22 protein-coding genes are annotated in these 24,367 nt (G+C 40.5%); all 22 read right to left on the bottom strand.

Annotated features, from left to right (window positions below; genetic code table 11):
• Positions 1–20: 20 nt before the first annotated feature.
• Complete coding sequence (locus I0Q91_RS10570; RefSeq protein WP_270454506.1) at positions 21–2,153, bottom strand: diguanylate cyclase domain-containing protein; 2,133 nt, start codon at positions 2,151–2,153, stop codon at positions 21–23.
• Between the two features lie 333 nt (positions 2,154–2,486).
• Positions 2,487–3,329 carry a ribonuclease HII gene (locus tag I0Q91_RS10575; protein WP_270454507.1) on the bottom strand — a complete coding sequence of 281 codons (843 nt, stop codon included), beginning with the start codon at positions 3,327–3,329 and terminating at the stop codon, positions 2,487–2,489.
• 2 nt (positions 3,330–3,331) lie between these two features.
• Complete coding sequence (gene ylqF / locus I0Q91_RS10580; RefSeq protein ID WP_270454508.1) at positions 3,332–4,207, bottom strand: ribosome biogenesis GTPase YlqF; 876 nt, start codon at positions 4,205–4,207, stop codon at positions 3,332–3,334.
• Between the two features lie 133 nt (positions 4,208–4,340).
• Complete coding sequence (gene rplS / locus I0Q91_RS10585; protein WP_270454509.1) at positions 4,341–4,700, bottom strand: 50S ribosomal protein L19; 360 nt, start codon at positions 4,698–4,700, stop codon at positions 4,341–4,343.
• 57 nt (positions 4,701–4,757) lie between these two features.
• Positions 4,758–5,366 carry an RNA methyltransferase gene (locus tag I0Q91_RS10590; RefSeq protein ID WP_270454510.1) on the bottom strand — a complete coding sequence of 203 codons (609 nt, stop codon included), beginning with the start codon at positions 5,364–5,366 and terminating at the stop codon, positions 4,758–4,760.
• Positions 5,353–6,114 carry a tRNA (guanosine(37)-N1)-methyltransferase TrmD gene (gene trmD / locus I0Q91_RS10595; RefSeq protein WP_270454511.1) on the bottom strand — a complete coding sequence of 254 codons (762 nt, stop codon included), beginning with the start codon at positions 6,112–6,114 and terminating at the stop codon, positions 5,353–5,355. Before trmD ends, I0Q91_RS10590 begins: the two co-directional genes overlap by 14 nt.
• 18 nt (positions 6,115–6,132) lie before the next feature.
• Positions 6,133–6,669 carry a ribosome maturation factor RimM gene (rimM, locus tag I0Q91_RS10600; protein WP_270454512.1) on the bottom strand — a complete coding sequence of 179 codons (537 nt, stop codon included), beginning with the start codon at positions 6,667–6,669 and terminating at the stop codon, positions 6,133–6,135.
• Between the two features lie 38 nt (positions 6,670–6,707).
• Positions 6,708–6,938 carry a KH domain-containing protein gene (locus I0Q91_RS10605; protein WP_270454513.1) on the bottom strand — a complete coding sequence of 77 codons (231 nt, stop codon included), beginning with the start codon at positions 6,936–6,938 and terminating at the stop codon, positions 6,708–6,710.
• 23 nt (positions 6,939–6,961) lie between these two features.
• Positions 6,962–7,228 carry a 30S ribosomal protein S16 gene (rpsP, locus tag I0Q91_RS10610; RefSeq protein WP_270454514.1) on the bottom strand — a complete coding sequence of 89 codons (267 nt, stop codon included), beginning with the start codon at positions 7,226–7,228 and terminating at the stop codon, positions 6,962–6,964.
• Positions 7,229–7,283: 55 nt separating this feature from the next.
• On the bottom strand, positions 7,284–8,621 hold the full coding sequence (ffh, locus tag I0Q91_RS10615) for a signal recognition particle protein (protein WP_270454515.1): 1,338 nt from the start codon (positions 8,619–8,621) through the stop codon (positions 7,284–7,286).
• Positions 8,622–8,651: 30 nt separating this feature from the next.
• The gene (ylxM, locus tag I0Q91_RS10620; RefSeq protein WP_270454516.1) at positions 8,652–9,020 is read right to left on the bottom strand and encodes a YlxM family DNA-binding protein; all 369 of its coding nucleotides are present in this window, start codon (positions 9,018–9,020) and stop codon (positions 8,652–8,654) included.
• Between the two features lie 216 nt (positions 9,021–9,236).
• A complete protein-coding gene (ftsY, locus tag I0Q91_RS10625; protein ID WP_270454517.1) occupies positions 9,237–10,376 on the bottom strand; it encodes a signal recognition particle-docking protein FtsY in 1,140 nt (379 codons plus the stop codon).
• A 36-nt stretch (positions 10,377–10,412) separates the two neighbouring features.
• On the bottom strand, positions 10,413–11,588 hold the full coding sequence (locus I0Q91_RS10630; RefSeq protein ID WP_270454518.1) for a peptidase S7: 1,176 nt from the start codon (positions 11,586–11,588) through the stop codon (positions 10,413–10,415).
• Between the two features lie 102 nt (positions 11,589–11,690).
• Positions 11,691–15,308 (bottom strand): chromosome segregation protein SMC, encoded by a 3,618-nt coding sequence (gene smc, locus I0Q91_RS10635; RefSeq protein ID WP_270454519.1) that lies wholly within the window; start codon positions 15,306–15,308, stop codon positions 11,691–11,693.
• A gap of 74 nt (positions 15,309–15,382) precedes the next feature.
• Positions 15,383–16,111, bottom strand: coding sequence for a pseudouridine synthase (locus tag I0Q91_RS10640; RefSeq protein ID WP_270454520.1), 729 nt, complete (start codon positions 16,109–16,111; stop codon positions 15,383–15,385).
• Positions 16,098–16,676 carry an SMC-Scp complex subunit ScpB gene (gene scpB, locus I0Q91_RS10645; RefSeq protein WP_270454521.1) on the bottom strand — a complete coding sequence of 193 codons (579 nt, stop codon included), beginning with the start codon at positions 16,674–16,676 and terminating at the stop codon, positions 16,098–16,100. The genes I0Q91_RS10640 and scpB overlap by 14 nt, the downstream gene beginning before the upstream one ends.
• On the bottom strand, positions 16,663–17,418 hold the full coding sequence (locus I0Q91_RS10650; protein ID WP_270454522.1) for a segregation and condensation protein A: 756 nt from the start codon (positions 17,416–17,418) through the stop codon (positions 16,663–16,665). Before I0Q91_RS10650 ends, scpB begins: the two co-directional genes overlap by 14 nt.
• Positions 17,419–17,499: 81 nt before the next feature.
• A complete protein-coding gene (locus I0Q91_RS10655) occupies positions 17,500–18,147 on the bottom strand; it encodes a site-2 protease family protein (protein WP_270454523.1) in 648 nt (215 codons plus the stop codon).
• A 34-nt stretch (positions 18,148–18,181) separates the two neighbouring features.
• Positions 18,182–20,806 carry a CBS domain-containing protein gene (locus I0Q91_RS10660; RefSeq protein WP_270454524.1) on the bottom strand — a complete coding sequence of 875 codons (2,625 nt, stop codon included), beginning with the start codon at positions 20,804–20,806 and terminating at the stop codon, positions 18,182–18,184.
• A gap of 42 nt (positions 20,807–20,848) precedes the next feature.
• Positions 20,849–22,180 carry a nicotinate phosphoribosyltransferase gene (locus tag I0Q91_RS10665; protein WP_270454525.1) on the bottom strand — a complete coding sequence of 444 codons (1,332 nt, stop codon included), beginning with the start codon at positions 22,178–22,180 and terminating at the stop codon, positions 20,849–20,851.
• Between the two features lie 44 nt (positions 22,181–22,224).
• A complete protein-coding gene (locus I0Q91_RS10670; RefSeq protein ID WP_270454526.1) occupies positions 22,225–23,529 on the bottom strand; it encodes a pyrimidine-nucleoside phosphorylase in 1,305 nt (434 codons plus the stop codon).
• Entirely contained in the window at positions 23,529–24,353 is an 825-nt protein-coding gene (locus I0Q91_RS10675; RefSeq protein WP_270454527.1) for a purine-nucleoside phosphorylase, read from the bottom strand. Before I0Q91_RS10675 ends, I0Q91_RS10670 begins: the two co-directional genes overlap by 1 nt.
• Between the last annotated feature and the right edge of the window lie 14 nt (positions 24,354–24,367).

The raw sequence follows: 24,367 nt of genomic DNA on the forward strand, positions 1-24,367 counted from the left end.
GGGGGTTTTTCATCCCAAAATCACATAGAAACACCTAATTCACTGATCTTATCCTCCATCATATCAATAAAAGTATAGGCCAGTTCAGGGTCAAACTGCTCGCCTGCCTCATCTCTTATCTCCTGTAAAGCCTTTTCAGGCGAAATCCTATCTTTATAGACCTGCTTATTGGTCATAATATCATAGGCATCAACAATAGCCAGAATTCTCGCCAGCAAGGGAATCTCCTTTGCCTTAATCCCCTGAGGATATCCAGTTCCATCCCAGCGCTCATGATGACTAAGGATCGAATCAGCAACTCCAGCATATTTTTCAGTTGATAGAGCTATCCTGTAACCTCTCTCTGGATGCTTTCTGATCTCCTCCCAGTCTTCCTCATTTAGAGGTCTCCTGTCAAATAATATATCATCAGATAGAGTTGCCTTGCCAATATCATGAACTATCGCCAGCAACGAAAGTTTATTTAAATCAGAATCACCGAGCCCAATTTTCTCGCCTAATTCCTGGGATAGCCTGGCCAGCCTGAATGAATGTTCCTTTTTCTCATGGCCTTTAGATCTCAAATCTTCCAGCAGATGCTCAAGCACGTCATTTTTAATCGAGCTACTTTCATTCATCTTCTTCACATACATCTCTTCTTCGGCCTGCCTCAATATCGCCTCTTTCCGCTGTTTTGGCCTGGTCTTTGTGGCAGAGCCAATAGCCAGCGAAATAGGTAGCCTCGCATCCTGGTTAACCCCCTCTGATTCCTTTTTAATCCGCTGACAGATCTCCTGGGCCTTAACCTCTCCAGTCTGGGGCAATAGCAGAATAAACTCATCACCAGCCCACCTGGCTGCAATATCCTCCTGGCGACAGCTATTCTTTAAAATCCTGGCCGCAGCATTCAATATCTCATCGCCTTTTTGATGGCCAAAGGAGTCATTAATTATCTTTAAACCATTAAGATCAGCCATTATTATACTCAGCGGCAACTGTCTTTCAGTATCCAGACGCTTAAATTCTTCCTCAAAGAACCTCCGATTATAAAGCCCTGTCATACTATCGTGATATAATAAGTAATCCATCTCCTCTTCCTGCTCTTTAAGTTCAGTAATATCCTGCAAAAAAGCGAACTCATAACATTTCCCCTTATATTCAAGATAAGCTGAATTAACCCTGACAGGCAATATCTCTCCAGAGCTTTTCTGAAGCGCTCCCTGAAAACTTATCATCTTCTCTTTTCTTAATCTCTGCCAGAATTTAAGTCGATCATCTCTGGTGTAATCTGGTATTATCTCCCAGACATCCATTCCTATCAGTTCAGACCTATCATATTCAAGGCAATTGGCTGCCTCCTTATTCACAAACTCAATCTTTCCTGACTTATCAACTCTAAAAATTAATGCCGGTACGTTTTCAACAGAAAACTCAAGCAGTTCCAGCTTTCTATCAACTTTTTCCTCCTGAGTATAATCCCAGATCATCCCCAGGACATGATCTTCTTTCCAGGGAAATTCTACAAGTCTCTGCTTCTCCTGCACCCAGCGGACTTTACCCTTTCCAGTTTTAATCTTATAATCAGCCAGTCGAACTTCTTTCTGCTGATATAATTCCGGGATCCGATTCCTCTGTTTCTTTAATCCCTCAATATCTGCTTTTTCAGCACCATTAAAGGGGTCAAATGTTCCCTGTTCAAATTCAAAAATATTATCAATATTTGGGCTTACATATTCTTTTTCTGGCCAGCCATCAACTATCTTATAACTATAAATCCCTAAAGGAGTCTCAGTAAAAAGCTCTCCTATTTCATCCTGACAGAGCTCAAAACCCTCAATTCTTGAACCTCTAGCCATTAAAACATTTCCTAGCCCTAACGCTGAAACCCCATATAAAATAATAACTGGTAGAATAGCAAAGACAGAAACGCCAGTCAGTAAGCTATTAATTACTAAGATTAATCCAGCTACCCCTGAGCCAATCAGTCCACCTCTAACTTTAAATTCAGATGTTGACATAATAATCAGAGGAAAACCAAAGACTGCCTGTAATAAAGGTTCAATAAAAAGTGTCAGTATTATAAATATTACTGAAAATATACATAAAACCAGACAGGTCTGGTTATTCTGAAGCTGATTCTTTTCAATCTCTCTATCATTATTGCCACTCTGCACAGACTCCACCCCTTATAATTATAACCTATAATAATTTAAGTTAATAATAATTTAAAACAGTAATTCGTCATAAAACAACAATTTATGTAGTACTTTAGTACTATTAACTTAATCTAATTATAACAGAGAAATATTATAATGACAAGAGAAATCTTCCTGAATAAGGATAAAATTTCTTAATAAAATAAATTCCTGATTAATCGGCAGTTAAAAACAAATAAATCAGGCATAAAAAAAAGCACCAGGCATAGTACCTGGCACCTGTGTAAAACTACTATAAACTTTGTAACATCTATAAAAACAGCCAATTCAGATAGGTACCAGGTACCTATCTTATATAAACGATCTCCGGTGAATCGGAGTCGGCCCAGCTTCTTCAAGAGCGGCCATATGTTCAGCGGTTCCATAACCTTTATTACTCAAGAAATTATATTCAGGATATTCCTGATGATACTTATCCATCAGATTGTCTCTGGTAACTTTAGCCAGCACAGAGGCAGCGGCAATTGCATTAACTTTAGCATCGCCATCTATTACTGCCTGCTGGGGCAGATCAACACTATCAAGCTTTAGGCCACCATCCAGCAGCAGATAATCAGGCTCTCTATCTAATTTGCTGATAGCTGACCTGGCAGCCAATCTGACAGCCTGACCGATATTGACCTCATCTATCGTTTCATTATCGATTAAAGCTACAGCCGAACTTACCGCCTTCTCCCTGATCTCAGAGGTCAGGCTCTCTCTCTTAGCAGCTGAAAGCTTCTTGGAATCATCAAGGCCGGCAATATAGGTCTCTGCAGGTAAGATCACAGCCCCAACTGCCACAGGCCCGGCCATCGGTCCCCTGCCAGCCTCATCAATACCGCAGATATACTGATAACCCTGGTCTCTTAACCTGGCAACCATTTCTTCCCGCTTATCCCAGGCCTTTAGATCAATACTGGCTGCCAGCTGCTTTTTCTCCAGGGATTCAGCCAGTCTGCTGGCTCCCTTCCGGCTATCAGCCTTTAAGGCCTCAATCAACTGGTCAACCTCATCAGCTAAAATTGGCAGATCAGCAGGCCTATCAGCCTGATGACTGCTCTCAATTTCAACAAGCCTGGAACTAACATATTCCTTTAGCTCTTTTATCGTATAATCAGAAGCTATAAACTCTCTCTTTTCTATATCTCCCATCTCTATGCCTCCTCAGGCATTGCATCAGGTTTTTCTGGTGGCGGCTCTTCCAGACTAACCGGTCCCAGGGTTCCATCCTGAAATTCCTGGAGCAGAATTCTGGCAGCCCGCTCCCTATCAACCTTGCCGCCAGACATCAGACAGCCCCGGTTTCGGCCCAGGTCAGCCAGTAGATCATAGCTATGGCCGGCCAGCTGAACCAGATTATAGCGTTCCTTTAAAACTTCAGGGTTTAAATCTACTAAATACTCGATTAACTTACAGCCTAAAAGCTCATAATCTATGATCTCAGGCCGAATCATCCCGCAGATAGCAAGCTTATAGCCATGTTCTTTATCTTTGATATCAGGCCAGAGCAGCCCTGGAGTATCAAGCAGTTCAGCCTCTTTACTGACTTTGACCCACTGCTGACCTCTGGTAACTCCTGGCTTCCTGCCAGTTTTAGCCCTGCTGCCCCCGGCCAGTTTATTGATTAAAGTCGATTTCCCGACATTGGGCAGACCAACAACCATAGCCCGTAATTTCCGGCTATTTAAGCCCTTTTCTTTCCTGGCAGCCTTTACCTCCTGATAATATTCCTTGAGCTTATTCTTTAAGTTTTTAAGCCCCTGACCGGTCTCAGGCGAGACAACCAGAATATTATCACCAAAATAATCCAGCCAGCGATCAGTTACAGACTGCCGGGCTAAATCTGCCTTGGTTAGCAGGGTTATAACTGGCTGGTCTGCCAGCAGGTCCTGGAGCTGTGGATTGGCACTGCTTTCTGGCAACCTGGCATCCCTCAGCTCTATGACAACATCAACTAGATTTAATTTTTCCTTGATCTGGCGGGTAGCTTTGGCCATATGGCCAGGATACCAGTTTACTTTATCTGACATGATATCAATCTCCTTTTAAATAATTTAAAGATAATAATATGTAAAAAAGGGCGAGAGCCAGCTGGCCCTGCACCCTGATAATTCGCTTATTCAAATATGTTGTCGGTCTGGCAAAACTATTACCGACTCTGTCTTACTCAGGCTTTGGCCCTCTGGCTTTCTCTTTAACCTTAGCCTTTTTACCCATTCTTTCTCTTAGATAATAAAGCTTGGCTCTGCGGACATCACCGCGGCGGACAACTTTAATATCAGCAAGAGTTGGTGAATGCACAGGGAAAGTTCTTTCAACACCAACGCCATGGGAAACCTTTCTGATTGTGAAGGTTTCTCTGGCACCACTGCCCTGACGGCGAATGACAACCCCTTCGAAAGGCTGAGTTCTTGTCTTTTCGCCCTCTTTAACTCTTACCTGTAATTTAAGAGTATCACCTGCAATAAATTCAGGTATATCTTTTTTACGATTTTCTCTATCTATTTTATGAAAGATATTCATCTTATTTCCTCCTTTCGTTCTGAGATTCTGACTTTCTGACTCCCTGACTTGACTGAATTATTCCCACCAGGGGCTGGCCAGAAGTCTATCTAATATTATCGAAGCTGCACTCCTGACTGAGAGGTGATTGTAATCGCCTCTCCCATTCACTGGAGCTAACAGCAGATCACATTGATCTAAAACACTATGGCTTAAGCCCCAGCCAGTACCAAAAATGATTAGATACGGCCGGTCACTATCTATAAGCTGACTCCGAAGTTCTTTAAAACTTACTGGATCAATATCCTTATAACTTTTAGCAGAGGTTGTAACCAGAACTGGCTCTTTGCCAGTCTCCTCTTTTATCTGGCTGGCTGCATCTTCAAGGGTATCGACAACTTCCAGAACTGAAAAGGCTTCATGTCTGGTTGAGTTGTAATCAGCGCCTTTACCGCCAGTCCAGTATTTCTGCATCCGGTGAACTAAAGCCTGCTGTGACTTTAGCTGATTGACCACAAAATACCGCCTTGCATTATAGGTTCTGGCTGCCCTTGAAATATCATGGAGATCCAGATTTGTTATAGTTGTTGTAATTTCATCACCTAGTTTATTATAAACCGGGTGATGGACCAGCGCCAGATAAAGATCTACATCTGGAGTCTGATTGATTGGATTAGCTTCTGGCATTTTTAATATCATCCTCGATTTCAGCTTTGACTTCTTTTAATAATTCTTCTTCTAATTCTGTTAAATCCCTTGCAGCCAGTAAATCCGGTCTCCTGAGTAGAGTCCGCTTAATCGACTGCTTTTTCCGCCAGCGATCTATCCTGGCATGATGGCCACTTAACAGAACCTCTGGAACTTCCTGACCTTTATACTCTCTAGGCCTGGTATAATGGGGATAATCAAGTAATCCGTGATAGAAAGAATCGTCTTCAGCAGACTCACTGGTACCGACAACACCAGGTAACATCCTTGAGACTGCATCGATTAGGACCATGGCCGGTAATTCGCCACCGGTCAAAACATAATCGCCAATCGAGATCTCTTCATCGACTATCTCCTGGCGAATTCTTTCATCTACCCCTTCATAATGGCCACAGAGCAGGATTAAGCCTGGCTCTTTAGCCAGTTCTTTAACCTTTGGCTGGTCAAGCTGCTGGCCCTGAGGTGAAAAGAAGATCGTCTTCGACTCCTCATGACGGCTTTCAGTTACAGAGCTATATGCCCTGTCAATTGGCCCGGGCTGCATCACCATGCCGGCGCCACCGCCATAGGGTGTATCATCTACCCTATTATGTTTATCCTGACTGAAATCCCTGATATCAACAGCATTGATCTCTAAGAGACCATTCTCAATGGCCCGGCCAGTTATGCTATGGCCTAATGGCCCAGGGAAAATTTCAGGAAATAATGTTAAAATGTCGAAGTACATTTCTCTCAGCTCCTGGCTTTAAAGTTCCAGCAATCCAGGGATCGGTTTAATTGTAACTATGCCCTCTTCCTGGTCTATTGAGACAATAATCTCTCTGGCCACAGGAATCAGGTAATCCCTTTTATCTCCTTTAACCTGGAGAATATCTGTACCAGTATCTGTGCTGACAGCTGTAATTTCTCCCAGCTGGGCTCCAGTATCTGTCTGAACTTTAAGTCCTTCTAATTCAAAGACATAAAAGCTATCTTCAGGTAATTGAGGCAGTTCAGTAATTGGAATGCTAATCAGATGGTCTTTAATGGCATCTGCTGCTCCAATATCATCTATAGTCTCAAGTTTAAGGACGATAAAGCCCTTATGCTCTCTGACTTTTTCGACTGCAAGCTCCTCATTACCTGTAGCTCTCTCCAGGATCAATCTATCATAATCATAAAAACGTTCAGGATAATCGGTAAGTGGAACAACCCTGACTTCGCCTTTATTGCCCTGATAACGGACTATCCGTCCAACTGCTATCAGGTTATTCTCGTCATTAATGTCCAGTTTATCTGTCACGATAGCTCACCGCCTGAATTAAATTGCCTGCTCGGCGTTTATGATTTAATATCAACAATCGCTTTTTTACCGGCTTTAGTTGCTGCTGCCTTGACAACAGTTCTAATAGCTCTGGCTATTCGGCCCTGTTTGCCGATAACCTGACCCATATCTTCTTCAGCAACTGTAAGCTTTATCCTGATACTTTTCTGGCCAACTTCTTCAGTAACCTCGACCTGGTCAGGATGATCAACGATTGAGCGAGCTATTGTTTCAACTATCTCTTTCACAGGTAGCCCTCCTTTTTAAGTGCTTACTGTTTACTTTCTATATAATCGGCCCAGATACCGCTATCTTTAAATAGACTGCGGACTGTATTGGAAGGACGGGCACCATTTTTTAACCATTCCAGAGCTTTCTCTTCGTCAATTCTGACTTCAGCTTCCTCTGGAGTTGGATTATAGATACCAATTTCTTCAATAAAACGACCTGTTGGGGCCATGCTTGATTCAGAAACTACCAGTCTAAAATGGGCGTTTCTCTTTTTACCTACTCTTTTTAATCTGATTTTTAAGGCCATACTTGCACCTCCTCTCAAGTGATACTTACAATTTATTTATTAACTGCCAGTCTTATTACATAAATGGCAGATTAAAACCTGATTTCTTCTTGCCACCTTTACCGCTTAGCTGTTTCATCATCTTTTTAGTCTGTTTAAACTGTTTTAGCAGACGGTTAACTTCCTGAATCGATGTACCGCTGCCATTGGCAATTCTCCGCCTCCGGCTACCGTTAATAACCTTGGGATTCCGTCTTTCTTCCGGGGTCATAGAACTGATTATAGCTTCAATTCTATCCAGCTCACTATCATCCAATTGCATGTTTTTAAGCTGTTTGGCCTTGCCGGCCCCTGGAATCATACCCATCAGATCACTGATAGGCCCCATATTCCTGACCTGATCTAGCTGATCAAGGAAATCTTCAAAGGTAAAGGAATCCTCCCGGAGTTTACGCTCTAAATCTTTAGCCTTCTCTTTATCAATGGATTTTTCTGCTTTCTCGATCAGGCTTAAAACATCGCCCATCCCGAGAATTCTGGAAGCCATCCTATCTGGATGGAACGGCTCCATCTGATCAAGTTTCTCGCCCATACCGGCAAATTTTATCGGTTTGCCAGTAACCTCTCTAATTGAAAGGGCGGCACCGCCACGGGCATCACCATCGAGCTTTGTCATGATCATACCTGATATATCAAGCTTTTCTGAGAAGTTATCGGCGACATTGACTGCATCCTGACCGGTCATTGCATCCACAACCAGCAGGGTCTCTGTCGGATTTATAGCCTCCTGAATATCCTGAAGTTCCTGCATTAATTCTTCATCTATATGGAGACGACCTGCAGTATCAATAATTACTGGATCAAGCTTTTCTTTTTCTGCTCTAGCAAGTCCAGCCTTAACGATATCTACTGGGTCATTCTGGTCTCCCATCTGGAAAACCTCGACATCCAGCCTCTCTCCAAGAACCTGGAGCTGTTTGATAGCCGCTGGCCTGTAAACATCGGCTGCAACTAAGAGCGGCTCCTTGCCCTTTTCTTTAAATTGACGAGCAAGTTTACCTGTAGAAGTCGTCTTACCTGAACCCTGGAGTCCAACCAGCATGTAAATTGACGGCGGACTGTCAGCTGATGTTAGTTCACTTCTTTCTCCACCCATCAGATCTGTCAGCTCTTCATTTACAATCTTGATAACCTGCTGGCCTGGTGTCAGGCTATCCATAACTTCCTGACCGATAGCTCTTTCCTCTACTTTGTTAACAAATTTCTTGACAACTTTGTAATTAACATCGGCTTCGAGCAGGGACATCTTAACCTCTCTTAAGGCAGATTTAACATCTTTTTCATTTAATTTACCTTTGCCCTTAAGTTTGGCGAAGGTATCCTGCAGTTTTTCTGCAAGGCTCTCGAATACCATCTTTTATACCTCCTGTGCTGCTTTGCTTAATTATAGACAGCTTTTAATAAGTTCAATACTCTCTTTTAATTCCTGACGATCTTGATCAGTCAGGGGAGTTGTATCTTTAAGTCTATCTAAAATCTTACCGGTCTCTTCCTGGACTTCCTGATATCTACTGACCAGTTCTAACTTTTCTTCGTAATCTATTAACTGACCTTTAGCCCTTGATAAATGATCATAAACTCCCTGACGACTGATCTCAAGATTGTTTGCAATCTCAGCAAGAGATAAATCCTGATAATAATATGCTCTCATAATCTCCTGCTGCCTATCAGTCAAGAGAGGACCATAAAAATCAAAAAGCCTGCCAAAGGTTAATGTCTTCTTAATCTGAGTATTATTTTTAGTTGCTGGCAAGTTGTATTCACCTGCTTTCAACCCCGTTAAGTATTTTACCTTTACAGATGGTAGTATAACGGATTTTTAGCAGTTTGTCAAGTACTTATTTCAAAAGAATTTTACAATCTTTATTTATTACCAGAAACAGTCCTAAAACTATGCTATCTATCGCCGAATATTTATAAGATTCCAGCAAAAAACCAGACCTGTATTTCAAGGTCTGGCAGGTCTTTTCTATTCATCAGTAAAGAGTGCTTCAACAAAATCTTCTGGTTTGAAATCCTGTAAATCATCAGCTGCCTCGCCGACACCAATTAATCTAACTGGCAGTCCAAGCTCATTTCTGACAGCAATTACAATGCCACCCCGGGCTGTTCCATCGAGTTTTGTCAGGGCTACTCCATCAACATCGACTGATTTATTAAAGAGATCGGCCTGATTTAAGGCATTCTGGCCGGTTGTTGCATCCAGGACCAGTAATGTTTCAACTCTTTCTTCGCCGGCTTCTCTGCCGACAACTCTCCGGACTTTCTGGAGCTCATCCATTAAATTTTTCTGGGTATGGAGACGGCCAGCTGTATCTATTATCAGAAGGTCTACATCCCTTGATTTAGCAGCCTGGACAGCATCATAGGCAACTGCTGCTGCATCTGCTCCTTCAGACTGGGCAATTACATCGACTCCTAAGCGATTACCCCAGACCTTAAGCTGATCAATAGCTCCGGCTCTAAAGGTATCACCGGCGGCAAGTAAAACTTTTTTGCCATTATCCTGATAGCGGTTAGCCAGCTTAGCAATAGTCGTTGTCTTGCCAGCACCATTTACCCCGACAACCATTAAAACCTTTAAGCCTTCCCAGTCTGTTGCCAGCGGTAGTTCTTCATCATCTGCAATTAGAATCCGCTTAATCTCTGCCTGGAATGACTTATAAAGCTCTTCTGGCTCAGTTATCTCTTTTTCTTCTACCTCAGCTTTCATCTTATCAATTAATTCCATTGTTGTTCTAACGCCAACATCGGCCTGGATCAGTGTCTCTTCAAGCTCTTCATAAAGGTCATCATCAATATTGGTTCTGGAAAAGATAGAGCTTATTTTGGAGACAAAATTATTTCTGGTCTTACTTAAGCCAGCTTTAAGCCGGCCAAAGAAACCTTTACTGGAATCATCTTCTAAAATATCAGCTGATTCAACATCAGCTTCAACTTCCTCTTCAGTCATATCTTGATTTTCTTCTTCACCTGAATTTTTATTCTTTTCTTCCTCATTTTTATTTTCATCGCTATCTTCACTATTTATATCTTCATTCTTATCTTCATTTATATTATCATTTTTTTCTTCATCTTTATCTTTGTTTTTCTTAAAAATATTGAACATAAAATATTTCACCCCGTATTAAATTGTTTGAATTATTTAATTAGAAGCTGCAATTTTCCGCTCAGCCTTGCTCTCAGTGGTCTTTAATTCCAGCTGGTCACAGAGATCAGTAAATTCCTGGGCTATTTTATAGCGCCTCTTTCTTAATTTAACCTCTTCTTCTGGCTTTTGCACCTTAAAGAACTGTTGCTCTAAAAATTCATTCTCATCGGCCAGCTCAAAGAGCTTATCCTGCATTTTTATCGTCATAACACCTTTAATGTCGCCTTTTTCGTCATGGCCAACAGCAACTATTGGTCTGCCCCACATTCCAGGGCCTGCCATAGCATCACTCATATGCATAACCCCTGATCCACCTGGATGGGTATGGACAATAGCTGTATTAAGGGGCATCTTTTCTGAATAGAATTCTCTAAGAGAAAGCCCGGTTATATCTTCATAGCTTGAAGCAAGTAACCTTGATGGAATATAGCCCATCCCACCAACAACAATATTGCTACAGCGAGTAATATGGCCATTTTTATCTATTCTTCCAAAAGCAGCAACCTCACGTCCTGGCTCAACCTCCAGTGATTTCTGAACCAGTTCCTCAGCAAAACTCTCTTCGACTGAGATCGGCTCCTGACGTTCAATCACCCAGGGTTTCTTTGCACGCTGACAGTTCTGGGTCACATTTTCATCGTCTATAATAGGCAGCTCTTCTGATATATTTAAGAATTCAAGACGCAATTTAGTTACTTTCTCAAGGGCTTTCTTTTCAGCCTCCATATTTTTAGCTGCTAATGAATCAAGCTGAGCATTTTCAGATTTTGTTGCCAGGCGGAAATGCTTTTCTTCTGGATAAAGAATACCAATGCCGGCAACCTCGCCATGTTTTACTCCAATATTAACAACTGGCAGATTAAAGATATTGATTGCACTTGTTGAAACTATTATTCCTGTCTGGCCAGGATCTGTCCTGATATAGGCTGCATTATCTGGTAGAGAGTTAATCATCTCAATTAGAGAAGCATTATCTCTATGAGAGATCTCCTGTAACATATGGCGATGGGGAAGACCTGACACTCCTCCATCTATAATCTGATTGTAACAGTCTATTACTCCATTATCATTAATAAACCCGATAGTTCCTACCTGACGGCCCTGGCCGAGTTGATTCCCTCGACTGACCATAGTATCAATCAATTCGCGGCTTATGCCTTTTACCTTCACTTAATATATACACTCCTCATATTAATATACTCTTAAATTTAATTGAAATCTTTTAAGCCTTCATTTAATTATACCTAACTGGCTAATAAAAATCAATCGTAACTAGGAAATAGCTTCAACTGAATCTTCCTCTAAATTTAGTGATACAAGCCGGGATATTCCGCTCTCTGCCATGGTAACTCCATAGATGCAATCAGCTGCTGCCATCATCTGTTTTCTATGAGTAATTAAGATAAACTGGCTATCCTCAACAAATTCCTGAATAAAATCTGCAAAGATTTCAATATTGGCATCATCTAAAGGTGCATCGATCTCATCAAGGATATAGAATGGACTTGGCTTAACTTTAAGAAAGGCAAAAACTAAAGAGATTGCTGTCATTGCTTTCTCACCACCTGAAAGCAGACTTAATTTCTGTAACTTTTTGCCTGGTGGTGATGCAGATATCTCAACTCCTGTATTTAGAAGATCATCTGGCTCGGTTAATTCTAGACAGGCCTCCCCGCCCATAAAGAGCCTGGTAAAGATATCCTTGAATTGTTCATTAACTTCCTGATATGTCTCATGAAATAGAACAGACATTTTCTCTTCAAGATCTGCAATAACTTCTTCAATAGATTCTTTAGCTTTATAAAGATCCTCCTGTTCACTCTCTAAATAATCATAACGTTCCTTTAACTCTTTGTAATCATCAATTGCTCCCAGGCTAACCTGGCCCAATCTATTGATCTTTTTCTCCAGCTTTTTAATTGCTGCTGCTGGGTCTTTAACCTTTTCACTCTCTTCTTTAACATTATCAGAATCTGAATCTTTATCGTTATCAGCAGATTGGCTTTCTTTAGTTAGATGTCTGGCAGCTTCTTCAGGTGTCATACTATATTTATCCTCTAAACGTCCGATAATTCTTTCCTGTCTGGCCTTTAACTTACCTGTTTTTAGCTGAATCTGATGAATCTCATCCTCTAATTCTTTTTCTTCTTTTCTATCTAATCTAAGATTATCTGTTATTTTATCAAGTTCTGCCTTTAAGTTGTCTAGCTTATCCTGGGCTTTTTCTTTCTTTCTGCCAGCCTCAGTCTTCTTATTTTCAGTCTCTTCTTTTTTATTCTTAAGTTCCTGCTGACGGTCAGTCTGTTTTTTTAGCTCAGCTTCAATCCTTTTAAGTTCCTGGCTTATCTCATCCAGTCTTTCCTTATATTCTAAGAGCTCTGATTCCTGCTGGCTAAGCTGTCTTCTCCTGGAAGATAGCTGCTCTTCCTGCCTGGCCAGTTCTAATTGGAACTGTTGATAAGTTCTCTGGAGACTATTTTCATAATTAATAGCCTCCTGTAAGATTCTATCGATATCAGCCTGTTTGCTCTCCTGCTGACTGGCCTGATTTTCAACTTTTTCCAGTTTTAATTCTGTATCTTTCTTTTTAGCCTTTATAGTTTTCAGGTTTTTTTCTTCTGTCGTGATTTCTCCATTAACTGAATCAACCTCAGAATTAAGCTCGCTTTTACGTTCCTGAATATTATTTAACCTGGTCTGATAGACCTTTAATTCTTCCCGTAATTCAGCCAGTTCTTCCTGGATATCTGCTTTATTAGAGTTTATTTCCTCTAATTCTGCTTCTTTTTCTTTAAGTTTATTCCTGATCTGGCTCAATTGCTGGCGATTGGCTTTACCTTTTTCAGTTAATTCCTCTAACTGGCGCTGACGACTTAAAAGATGAGCTGTATCTTTTCTCTGGCTTCCACCTGTCATGGCTCCACCTGGATTAATTATATCTCCATCTAAGGTTACAATCTTAAACCGTTTGCCACTGGCTTTAGAGGCGGCAGTAGCTGACTTTAAATCTTTAAAGATAGCAGTCCGGCCTAAAAGATATTTGATTACCTCTTCCAATCTGGCCTCATATTCAATAAGCTCAGAACCAAGGCCTAGATAACCTTCCTGTTGATTTAAATTATAACGATCTGGATTAATCTTTCTCCCATTGATCATATTAAGAGGAAGAAATGTTGCCCGGCCTTTCTGCTGACTTTTCAAGTATTCGATAGCCTGCTGGGCAACTGAATCATCTTCAACAACCACCTGCTGCAATCTACTCCCTAAGGCAGTTGCAATTGCCTCTTCATATTTTTCTGGAGTTGTAATCAGTTCAGCCACTGGTCCAATAATCCCATCAAGTTTCTCATTCTGCCAGACTGAACGGACTCCCCGATAATAACCTTCCCCTTTATCAGCCATCTTTTTTAAGGCCTGCCAGCGTGATCTGGTCCGATTATATTCCTGCTGGGCCTTATTCTCCTCTTTTTTAAGCTTATTAAATTCGGCCTGAATAGTTTCAGAGCGATCATTAAGTTTTTCAAGTTGATCCTGATGTTCATTTATCTGATCAACAAGCTCACGACCTTTTTCCTCCAGGCTGGCTTCTTTTTCAGAGATAGCTTCAAGCTGATCATCAAGCTGATTTAATGACTCTCTTAATCTAGTAAGCTGGCGGAAATAAGATTGTTCTCTTTCCTGGAGTTCTGCCAGATCCTCTTTTAATTCTGACTGGCTGGCCATTAATTTTTGGCTCTGGTTTTCCTTGCTTCTGGCTTTAAGATATACCTGTTTTCTGGCATTATCTTCTAAAGCCCTGCAGACTTCCTCGAGCTTAAGCTGATAATTTTCAAATCTATCCCTGCCAGTATCGAGATGGCCAGAAAGTCCATCTAAATGGCCTGCTGTCTTCTCAATCTCAGTATTTATCTCTTCTTCTTCAGCTTTTAACCGGTTTTTTTCTTTAATCAGAGACTGCTTTCTTTCTAAAATAACCTTTAAATTATTTTCAATCTCCTGAACCCTGGTTTTAAACTGATAGTATTTATCTACAAGTTCGTCCTTTTTAGACTCTACATCTGCCACTTCTTCTTTTAATTCAGCCTCTTTAGACTCTTCAGTTTCAAGCTGTTGCTGCAATTTATGTAAACGGGTCTTTAATTTATCTGCCTTCTGATTTAATTCAGCTTCACTGTCATCATATTTTTCCAGCTGCTGACAGAGATAGCTAACCTCTATCTCTTTAAGCTGATTATAGAGTTTTTTATATTTTCTCGCCTTCTCAGCCTTCTTTTCTAATGGACCTAACCTCCGCTCAATTTCGTTAATTAGATCATTGACTCTTTCTAAGTCCCTGGCAGTCTTATCCAGCCTTTTTTCTGCCTCTTCTTTGCGATTTCTATGTCTGCTAATTCCGGCTGCCTCTTCAAATAACTGGCGGAGTTTTTCTGGTCTGCTCTGTAAGATTGCCTCAACCCGACCCTGGCCAACAATTGAATAGGCATCCTGATTCAAACCGGTATCATAAAGGAGATCTTCTATATCCTTTAATCTGGCATTTTTGCCATTGATGATATAGCTCCCCTTACCGTCCTGATCGACTTCTCTGGTAATTGTAACTTCATCTTCATCATGGGGGAGTATATTTTTGCTATTATCTATTTTCAAACTGACCCTGGCTTCTTTCATTGGCTTCCGACTATCACTTCCAGAAAATATAACATCAGCCATCTGGCTGCCTCTAAGTGTTGTCGGACTCTGCTCGCCTAAAACCCAGCGAACAGCATCAACTATATTACTTTTACCGCTGCCATTTGGCCCGACAACTGCAGTTAATGGACTGGAAAAGTCCAGGGTAACCGGCCGGGCAAATGATTTGAAGCCATGGAGGCTTATTTCTTTTAGAATCATAATTATTCCGCCTTCTTTGAATACTGGTCGCTATCTAATCTACATGGAAAAACCTATCCGAACAGGATAGGTAACTAAGCTTCTGAAGCTTTCAAATCCTTTAACCTGGCGATCTCTTCACTGCTCAATTCTTTTCTTTCACCTGGCTGGAGATTGTCAAGCTCAATCGGGCCAAACCTTAATCTCATCAGATCAGTAACTTCATGGCCAACAGCCTGGCACATCCTTCTTACCTGGCGATTTCTGCCCTCATGGATCGTTATTAAAAATTTAGTTCTCTCTCCCTGATAATTCAACTGATCTACTCTAGCCGGGGCTGTCATCCCATCATCAAGCTCAACCCCTGCTTCCAGCCTGGCAATATCATCCTTTGCTATTCTGCCATCGGCAATCACTCTGTAGGTCTTCTCGATTTCAAAAGAAGGGTGGGTTAAAATATGGGTTAATTTGCCGTCATTGGTTAAAAGAATAAGGCCACTGGAATTATAATCTAACCGGCCAACTGGATATAGCCTCTGTTTGATGTCATCAACAAACTCAACAACAGTCTTTCTACCTTTCGGGTCTGAAGCAGTTGAGATAACGCCGACTGGTTTATGTAATTTAAAATAGCGCTTTTTCTCTCTTTCAATCTCATTACCGTCAACTTCTACATAATCTTCAGTTGGATCTATCTTAAAGCCCATCTCTGTAACAGTTTCACCATTAACTTTAACTCGACCGGCGGCTATTATCTCCTCAGACTTGCGTCTGGAGGCAACTCCGGCATGGGCCATAAATTTCTGTAATCTAACTTCTGCCATTCTCCTGATCCTCCTCTTCTGCCAGGGATTTTCTATCTGGCAGTTGATTTAAATCTTTTAAATCAAAAAATGTTAAAAATTCCTCTGTAGTTCCATATTCTATCGGGTTTCCTGGCTGCTCACGGCGGCCAAGTTCTTTGATTAAATCGTATTTGCTTAATGTCCTTAATGTCTGATCGACCCGGACACCTCTAACCTCTTCAATCTCAGTTCTGGTAACTGGCTGATGATAGGCCACAATTGCCAGGGTTTCTAATGAAGCTTCAGTTAAATTAACTTCTCTCGGAGCTGCCAGTATATCTTTGATCAACTGGCCTAAAGATTTTTTATTGGTTAGAGTATAATTACCATCGTACTCCTTTAATTCCAGGCCCCTTTCTGGTTTTTCATATTCAAGCTGGAGCTGTTTGAGAGCTTTTTTAATATCTCCCTTTGTCATTTCCAGACCTGAGCTTAACTGATGGAGTGATAGCACCTCTGGTGAGGCAAATAATAATGCCTCCAGCCTGGCTATAACTTCAGGGTCAAACTTAAATTCAAGCTGTTCTTCTTTAGTCTGACTCATGCTTATTCCCACCCCGTCTGGTCAGTTCTACCTGGATCTCTCCAAAGCGCCTGGACTGTTCTAATTTTATCTTTCTCAATCTATTTAACTCTAAAACTGATAAAAATGTAATAACAATCTCTAATTTATCCTGATGGTCAGTTATTAATTCTTTGAAATTTAGACGTTTTCCTCTGCCAGCAGTTGCCAAAATCGTCATTACTTCATTGATCTTATCCTGGAGTGTTATTGTTTCTCGAGCCAGGCGGACAAGTTTTTCCCTTTCTGCTTCCTGGGCCAGCCTCGTCTCATAGGCATCCATTGCCTGACAGTATAATTTATGGATGGTCTGGATATCTGCATCCAGACTCAAAATATAGTTATCATCAGGGATATCCAGAGTTCTTTCTGGAAAATGATAATCTTTAGCCTCATCAGCCAGCTCACCTAAAGTTCCAGCCAGCTCTTTTATAATCTGATGTTCCTTTAACCTGGCCACTAAATCAGGCTCTTCTTCCTCTTCCTCCTGATTATAGATCGGCAGCAGGCTTCTGGCCTTAAGCTGAACAAGCTCAGCACCGATAACTGTAAATTCACTGGCCTGGTCCATATTGAAATCTTCAAGCCTATCAAGATAGGAGAGATACTGGTCTGCCACTCTGGCCAGAGAAATCTTGGATATCTCTATTTCATTTTCTTTAATTAATTTATAGAGCAGGTCCAGAGGACCTGTGAAGTTTTCTATTTCAAGCTGGCAGCCCATATCTTTGATTCCCTCCTCTTATTGATATTTAAAAAATTATTTCTTGATTATAAAAAGTATTTCTTGATTATAACTTGATTATTAAAAGAATACTAATAGATTTAAAATGCCATTTACTACCGGGCCGATAATCGACCAGAGAACTCCTGAATAGGCCAGTACAAGAATAACGAGCATTCCCATTGGCCCCTCTAATTTGTTGAAGTAACGGTCATATTTCGGTGGCAGGACCCCTCTTAAAATCTTGGAACCATCCAGCGGTGGAAATGGCAGTAGATTAAAGATTGCCAGACTGATATTAATTATTATAGCCAGGTAGAGAAAGTTTACAACTATAATCATTGTATTACCTCTCATACCATAAAGTAAACCCATTAAAGACTGGCCGGTTATTAACGGCATTATATTAATTATTATAGCAAAAAATGCTGCCAGAGCCAGATTTGAAGCTGGACCGGCAAAACTAACTAACATCATATCTCTTCTTGGATTATTATAGTATCTCGGATTTATTGGAACTGGCTTGGCCCAGCCAAAACGCTGAGTCATTAATAAAACCAGTGCACCTATTGGATCCAAATGGGCTAACGGGTTCAGAGTTAATCTTCCGGCATTCTTAGCAGTTGGATCTCCCATCATGTAAGATGCATAACCATGTGATAATTCGTGCAAGGACAGTGATAAGAGTAAAACAGGTAATAATAAAATCAATTGCATTATATTATCCACTTTTAATTTAACCTCCATTAATAATAGCAAACTATTACTTTTGATATTCTTTAATTAACTTTCGGGCTAATTCAAGCTGCGACTCCCTATCTTTAATTCTTCCCTGATATCTCCGTTTACGGACTTTTGCCAAAATCTCTCTGATTTCAGGCCCTGGTTTAAGTCCTAAATCTATCAGGTCATTTCCATCTATTTCTATTTCAATATTTCTTAATTCATTTAAATAGAACTCAAGTCGACTTCTATGATAACTATCTTCTTTAAAGCAATGAATTAAAGCCAGTTCTTCAGGCTCTAACTTATCCAATTCTTCAGCCAGTTCGACTGGCTCTTCAAAGGCAAAAATATTCTCAGTATTTTCCGGGAGCCTATTGATAAAGTTTAATAACTGTTCTTCTTTATTGGTCAGATTTATCTTTGATCTAATACCACCTGGAAGATTGCGTAATAGAAGCACTAATTTAACTTCCCATTCCTTTATATTATAATCTTTTGAGTCTAAATATGCAAGGCTTTCTTCCAACCTCTTCCAATCTCGGCAGGTCTTTTCAGTAAATTCAAAACTAAAGTCCAATAATTTTACCACTGGAAGTTTCTTTAAAACCCCGGGAAGTTCGCTATTATCATGGAAGCGATAGAATAAATCTTTTAACTCTCTTAAAACTCTATTTAATGATAAACCAGTAAATTCTCCTCTATTTAATGCTTCCTGCATTAGATTTTCTGTCTCTTCTTCAAAATTAAAATCCAGAGATAGACTTAATTTTATACCCCGGATTATTCTTGTCGGATCATCAAGAAAACTAAACCGATGGAGAGCCCTAACAGTTTCATTTTTTATATCCTGATAACCATTAAAGTAATCATAAAGATAACCAAATTCTTCAGGAAATAGGGCTATAGCCATAGCATTAACAGTAAAATCTCTTCTAAATAAATCTTCAAGAATGCCTGCACTTTCAACTTCTGGCAGGCTCCCTGGAGTTGGATAGTATTCACTTCTGGCCTGAGCTAAATCCAGGGTATAATCATAATAATTAAGACTGCCGGTCTGAAAACGGTCGTTATATTGATAATCAACATCAAGTTCTTTGGCAAGGCTGGCTAAAAAGGGCTCAACCTGGCCTTCAATTACTAAATCAAGGTCTTTGTTTTCAATATCCAATACGAAATCTCTAACCATACCACCGACAATAAATAACCTGCTATCCATTGAGGCAGAAAGGGAGGAACATAATTTAAAGAGTTCTTTTAATTTAGCTGTAAGATTGTTGAACTGGCCTGTAAGATCAGTCTTTCTGGCTTCTATTTCTACCATAGAACTGCCATAGGTATGCTGATAATGCTGAGGGGATTCATCATCATAATAGGCATCCAGCAGATCTGTTCTAGTTATAATTCCAACCATTTTGCCATCATCAATCACAGGGAGCCGGCCAATATTGTAATGGACCATTTCTTCCTGGGCATCCTGGATAGATGCATCAGCATTAATTGTAACAACATCTCTGGACATATAACCTTTTACCGGAGCATGCATTAGATCATGGCCTTTTACCTTATCAAGATCTCGCCTTGAAAATACCCCGACAATATCTTCTTCTAAAATTGGCTTACCTTCTTTATCTTCAACAACAATTAAACCATTATGGCCATAACGATCTAAAGCTTTTTCGGCTTCAGCTATTGTTGTTTCAGGAGATAAAGTTCTAACTGGAGCACTCATAATAGAGCTAACTATCTGTCTTGGGGAAAGCTCAGTCTTTAAGACAGACTTCAATTTCGTCTCAGCATCTTTTAAAGGCGGATTAAGTCTGGCTGCCCCGGCCCCTGGATGACCACCGCCACCAAAACGATCGCAGATTCGGCCGATATTAACTGCCTCATCACTGGAACGGCCGATTAAATCTATCTGATCTTCTGCTTCAGCCAGTAAAAAAACTGTCGGCAGATGATAAAGTTCCTTGATCCTAGAAACAACTTTATTTAAACCTCTGACATATTTATTGAGTTTTCCTGTAAAGAGGCTAAATTTAACGCCATTATAATTTAAATCCTGGCGAGATGGTAAAAATTGACTTAAAGCTTCTTTTTGATCATTATCAAGTTTCTGCTGTAAAAACTGGTTAATTACTTTAATCTTTGCTCCATTTTTAAGTAGATAAGCCGCTGCTTCAAGATCAGCGGCTGTTGTATTTAAATGGGCAAAGTTGCCTGTATCTGCATAGATCCCCAGGGCAAAAAGAGTGGCTTCAACTGCATCAATCTTGATTGCAGCTGACATTATCTCCTGAATTAAGATTGTTGTGGCTGAACCTACTTTTTGACTTTTATCTCTATCGGCCCAGGTCAATTCATCGTGGGGGTGATGGTCATAGACTATAACCTCTACTTCATCCCAATTAATATTGTCTTCTAGAGGACCCAGCCTGTCTAATTCTGATGTATCACAGATTATTACCCTGGTAACCTGATTTAAGTCAATATCCTCAACATAAAGTACATTTATCTCATCCCGATAAAGGGCCATAAAATCCTTGACCATCTGATGAAGCCTGCCAACAAAAACAGGTCTGGCCTCTGGATATATTTTAGCAGCTGCAAACATAGCTGCCAATCCATCTAAATCTGTTAGCTGATGGGAGACAACAATCTCCATATAAATGCCCCTTTCCTGACTGTTAAACTAAAAACTCTTTAGCTAATCGACTTTCACCAATTTATCATTATAACATGGCTCTCTGCCTTCTTTGGCCATGTCTTTCCATTCTCCATTTATCTTAACTCTGACGACATCTGCTGTAAAATCATTTTTCGTATTTTCAACTGAACTATTTGATAGTAACCAGCTGCCAACACCATAAATATCGACTGGAACCTGACTCTTTTCAAACTGGCTAATCTTTTCAGGCTTAAATCCGCCAGTAGCTATAATCTTAACATTTTTGCAATATTCTTTAGCCCTCTCCAGTTCGTCTTCATCATCTATATCCCAGTCTTTATAGGCTTCATCGATAGCTCTTCTTAATTTAAAAACCAGGCGAGCATTAACACCATTATCAAGCTTTTTATCTCCTAATGGTTCAACAGAGACATCCCTTAAATTAGAACCGGTATCTGGCCTGACACCAAAAAGCTTATATTTTTGAGCCTGTTTGGCATTACCATCTTTTTTATGATAACTATAATATTTATACATTTCTCTTAAAACATCTAAAGTAGTTCCAACACAATCATTATCAAAATCCACCAGGGCTATTCTATTTAAATCTGCAGGCATCTGTCGGCAGAACTGGAGCATGGCCTCTGTTGTATCACCTAAAAATGAAGCTATATAGGAATGGCTAACAGTTCCAGCTCCTTTTCCACCCCACCAGGCCCCCTGTTCATCTGTAGAAATAAACCGATGACTGTTTGCCCCGAATTCTTCATTATATGCTTTTACTCCAAGAGAATAGGCATAACCGTGGATTGCCTGCTGTTTATAATGGGCAAACCTGGCCGGGAAGAATAGAATATCTTTTCCCTTGGCAGCCTCCAGTACTAAAAAGACATTGGTGGCTATTCTCGATGCCTCAGTTAATGAACCTATCATTGGAGTTTCTAAAATTGCAAAATGGCGGTATTTACCTCTAATTTTAATAACAGGCTCTACATTTTCTGGATCGCCTCTATAAAAGGCTTTATCTCCATCATGAATCGCCTCAACTTCTAATTGATCGAAAGTATTAATAAATTTACCTTTACTATCTATATAACCGGTACAGGTCTTTAAGATAGCCAGGGCCTCATCGACTCCTCCGACTATACAAAATGGCCTCCGCCTGGGGAAGATCTGCATCTCAACTTCTATATCGCCAATATCGACTTCATGTCCCTCTTCATTTTTATAGGTATAACTTTCTTTAGATAGTCGATTTAAGATTCTGCTAATATTTCGGAAATAGGCATCAGAGTACCAACCCTCAACCATCCTTTCTCGATCTATCTGGAAGATTTCAACAGGGAGGCGTTCTTGATTAAAAACTGTCATTATTTTCACTCCTTAAATGATCAACAAAGATTTATCTATATATTTTATTCAATTAAATCTATGATAAACTCTAATTCTTCAGGCTTTTTTGAACCAATAGTATAGGCATCTCTTAAACGTTGAATTTCTTCTGCTGGCTGATTATCTGAATTATAATAGACTCTGGCTAAAAGATCACCAGTTTCAACTTTTTCTCCCCTATGGGCTGTAACTTCAATACCTACAGCCGGGTCAATAGGATCATCCTTTTTAGCTCTGCCTGCTCCAAGAGCCATTGCAACTAAGCCTACTTCTCTGGCTGTTACATTTTCTATATAGCCTGATTTATCTGCTTTTAGCTCATAAATATTTTTTGCCTGTGGCAGTAGATCAAGATTATCAACTATCTCTGGATTGCCTCCCTGAGCTCTAACAATATCTTTGAATTTAGATATAGCCTGGCCGTTTGTGATTAATTTTCTCAGGCGTTTTTCTGCTTTAGCTAAATCTGATTCATACTGGCCGGCAACCAGCATGGCTGCACCTAACTTTATTGATAATTCGGTAAGATCTTCAGGCCCATTTCCTTTTAGAGTTTTAATTGCCTCTTTAACCTCTAAAGCATTACCAACTGCCTCTCCTAAAGGCTGACTCATATCAGTTAATAAGGCCATTGTCTTTCTGCCTAATTCTGAACCTATATCTACCATTAATCTGGCAAGTTCACGAGCATCTTCTTGTTTTTGCATAAAGGCTCCACTACCAGTTTTAACATCTAGAACAATTGCATCGGCACCGCCGGCAAGTTTTTTACCCATGATACTACTTGCTATTAAAGGAATTGAATCGACTGTTGCTGTGACATCCCTGAGAGCATATAATTTCTTATCTGCTGGCGTTAGATTACCTGTCTGGCTAACTATGGCAGCTCCAATCTCTTCAATCTGATTAAAGAACTCTTCAGTCTCTAGCTCGCAGTTAAAACCTGGGATAGACTCAAGTTTATCGATGGTTCCGCCGGTATGGCCTAAGCCTTTGCCTGACATTTTAGGCACTGGTACCCCGGCAGCTGCAACCAGAGGAGCCAGGACTAGAGTCGTTGTATCGCCAACCCCACCTGTACTGTGTTTATCAACTTTTACACCGGAAATTCTGCTAAGGTCTATCTGATCTCCAGAATTTACAACTGCTTCTGTCAGACTGGCGGTCTCTCTGGCTTTCATGCCTTTAAAGAAAATGGCCATAGCCCAGGCAGAGACCTGGTAATCAGGGATATCCCCGGTTGTATAACCGGAGATAATCCAATCTATCTCTTCTGGAGTTAATTCCTCACCTTCTCGCTTTTTATAAATGAGATCATACATTCTCATTAGAGATTCAGCTCCTTAAGTAGGCTCCTGACCAGTTTAATGAATTGAGGCCTGACTTCTTCTGCAATTTCAACTACCTCACTATGATCAAGGGGTTTTGGCAGAATGCCAGCAGCCATATTAGTTATGCAGGAAATACCGAGCACCCGCATGCCCTGGTGATTGGCAACTATAACCTCTGGAACTGTTGACATACCAACAGCATCTGCTCCCAGAATGGTCATCATCCTTATCTCAGCCGGTGTTTCATAGGTTGGCCCTGAACAGCCACAATAGACACCACGGCGCAAGGTGATGCCGTTTTCAGCGGCTACATCAGTTGCTACTGACTGCCAGGTCGGATCATAGGCAGTTGACATATCTGGAAACCTGGGCCCAAATTCATCGAGATTTTTGCCAATCAGTGGATTATCGCCCATAAAATTAATATGATCGCTAATCAGCATGAAATCGCCGGGGTCAAAATTCCGATTGGCTCCGCCAGCTGCATTGGTTACAATTAAGCCTTCGCAGCCAAGAAGATTCATAACTCTAACTGGAAGGGTAATATCTTGCATATCATAGCCTTCATAATAATGAAACCGGCCCTGAAGGGCTACAACATTTCTGCCTTCAAGGGTACCGATAACTAGCTGGTTATTATGGCCTTCAACATCTGATTCAAGGAAACCTGGAATCTCACTATAAGGAATTTTTGTTGGATTTTCTATCTCTTCAGCCAGGACTCCTAAACCTGAACCTAAGATCAGGCCAAATTCTGGCTCTATATCGATTCTACTTTTTATATATTTTTCAGCTTCTTTTATTTTATCTACAATCTTCATTTATAAATCATCCC

This window comes from Halonatronomonas betaini (genome assembly GCF_015666175.1).
GTDB classification, from domain to species: Bacteria; Bacillota; Halanaerobiia; order Halanaerobiales; family Halarsenatibacteraceae; genus Halonatronomonas; species Halonatronomonas betaini.

Excerpts from the sequence above, each read along its gene's own strand:
- I0Q91_RS10575 (WP_270454507.1), bottom strand. The coding sequence starts at position 3,329 with ATGGGAGATATAGAAAAGAGAGAGTTTATAGCTTCTGATTATACGATA.
- ylqF (WP_270454508.1), bottom strand. The coding sequence starts at position 4,207 with ATGTCAGATAAAGTAAACTGGTATCCTGGCCATATGGCCAAAGCTACC.
- rplS (WP_270454509.1), bottom strand. The coding sequence starts at position 4,700 with ATGAATATCTTTCATAAAATAGATAGAGAAAATCGTAAAAAAGATATA.
- I0Q91_RS10590 (WP_270454510.1), bottom strand. The coding sequence starts at position 5,366 with ATGCCAGAAGCTAATCCAATCAATCAGACTCCAGATGTAGATCTTTAT.
- trmD (WP_270454511.1), bottom strand. The coding sequence starts at position 6,114 with ATGTACTTCGACATTTTAACATTATTTCCTGAAATTTTCCCTGGGCCA.
- rpsP (WP_270454514.1), bottom strand. The coding sequence starts at position 7,228 with ATGGCCTTAAAAATCAGATTAAAAAGAGTAGGTAAAAAGAGAAACGCC.
- ffh (WP_270454515.1), bottom strand. The coding sequence starts at position 8,621 with ATGGTATTCGAGAGCCTTGCAGAAAAACTGCAGGATACCTTCGCCAAA.
- ftsY (WP_270454517.1), bottom strand. The coding sequence starts at position 10,376 with ATGTTCAATATTTTTAAGAAAAACAAAGATAAAGATGAAGAAAAAAAT.
- smc (WP_270454519.1), bottom strand. The coding sequence starts at position 15,308 with ATGATTCTAAAAGAAATAAGCCTCCATGGCTTCAAATCATTTGCCCGG.
- I0Q91_RS10640 (WP_270454520.1), bottom strand. The coding sequence starts at position 16,111 with ATGGCAGAAGTTAGATTACAGAAATTTATGGCCCATGCCGGAGTTGCC.
- scpB (WP_270454521.1), bottom strand. The coding sequence starts at position 16,676 with ATGAGTCAGACTAAAGAAGAACAGCTTGAATTTAAGTTTGACCCTGAA.
- I0Q91_RS10650 (WP_270454522.1), bottom strand. The coding sequence starts at position 17,418 with ATGGGCTGCCAGCTTGAAATAGAAAACTTCACAGGTCCTCTGGACCTG.
- I0Q91_RS10660 (WP_270454524.1), bottom strand. The coding sequence starts at position 20,806 with ATGGAGATTGTTGTCTCCCATCAGCTAACAGATTTAGATGGATTGGCA.
- I0Q91_RS10665 (WP_270454525.1), bottom strand. The coding sequence starts at position 22,180 with ATGACAGTTTTTAATCAAGAACGCCTCCCTGTTGAAATCTTCCAGATA.
- I0Q91_RS10670 (WP_270454526.1), bottom strand. The coding sequence starts at position 23,529 with ATGAGAATGTATGATCTCATTTATAAAAAGCGAGAAGGTGAGGAATTA.
- I0Q91_RS10675 (WP_270454527.1), bottom strand. The coding sequence starts at position 24,353 with ATGAAGATTGTAGATAAAATAAAAGAAGCTGAAAAATATATAAAAAGT.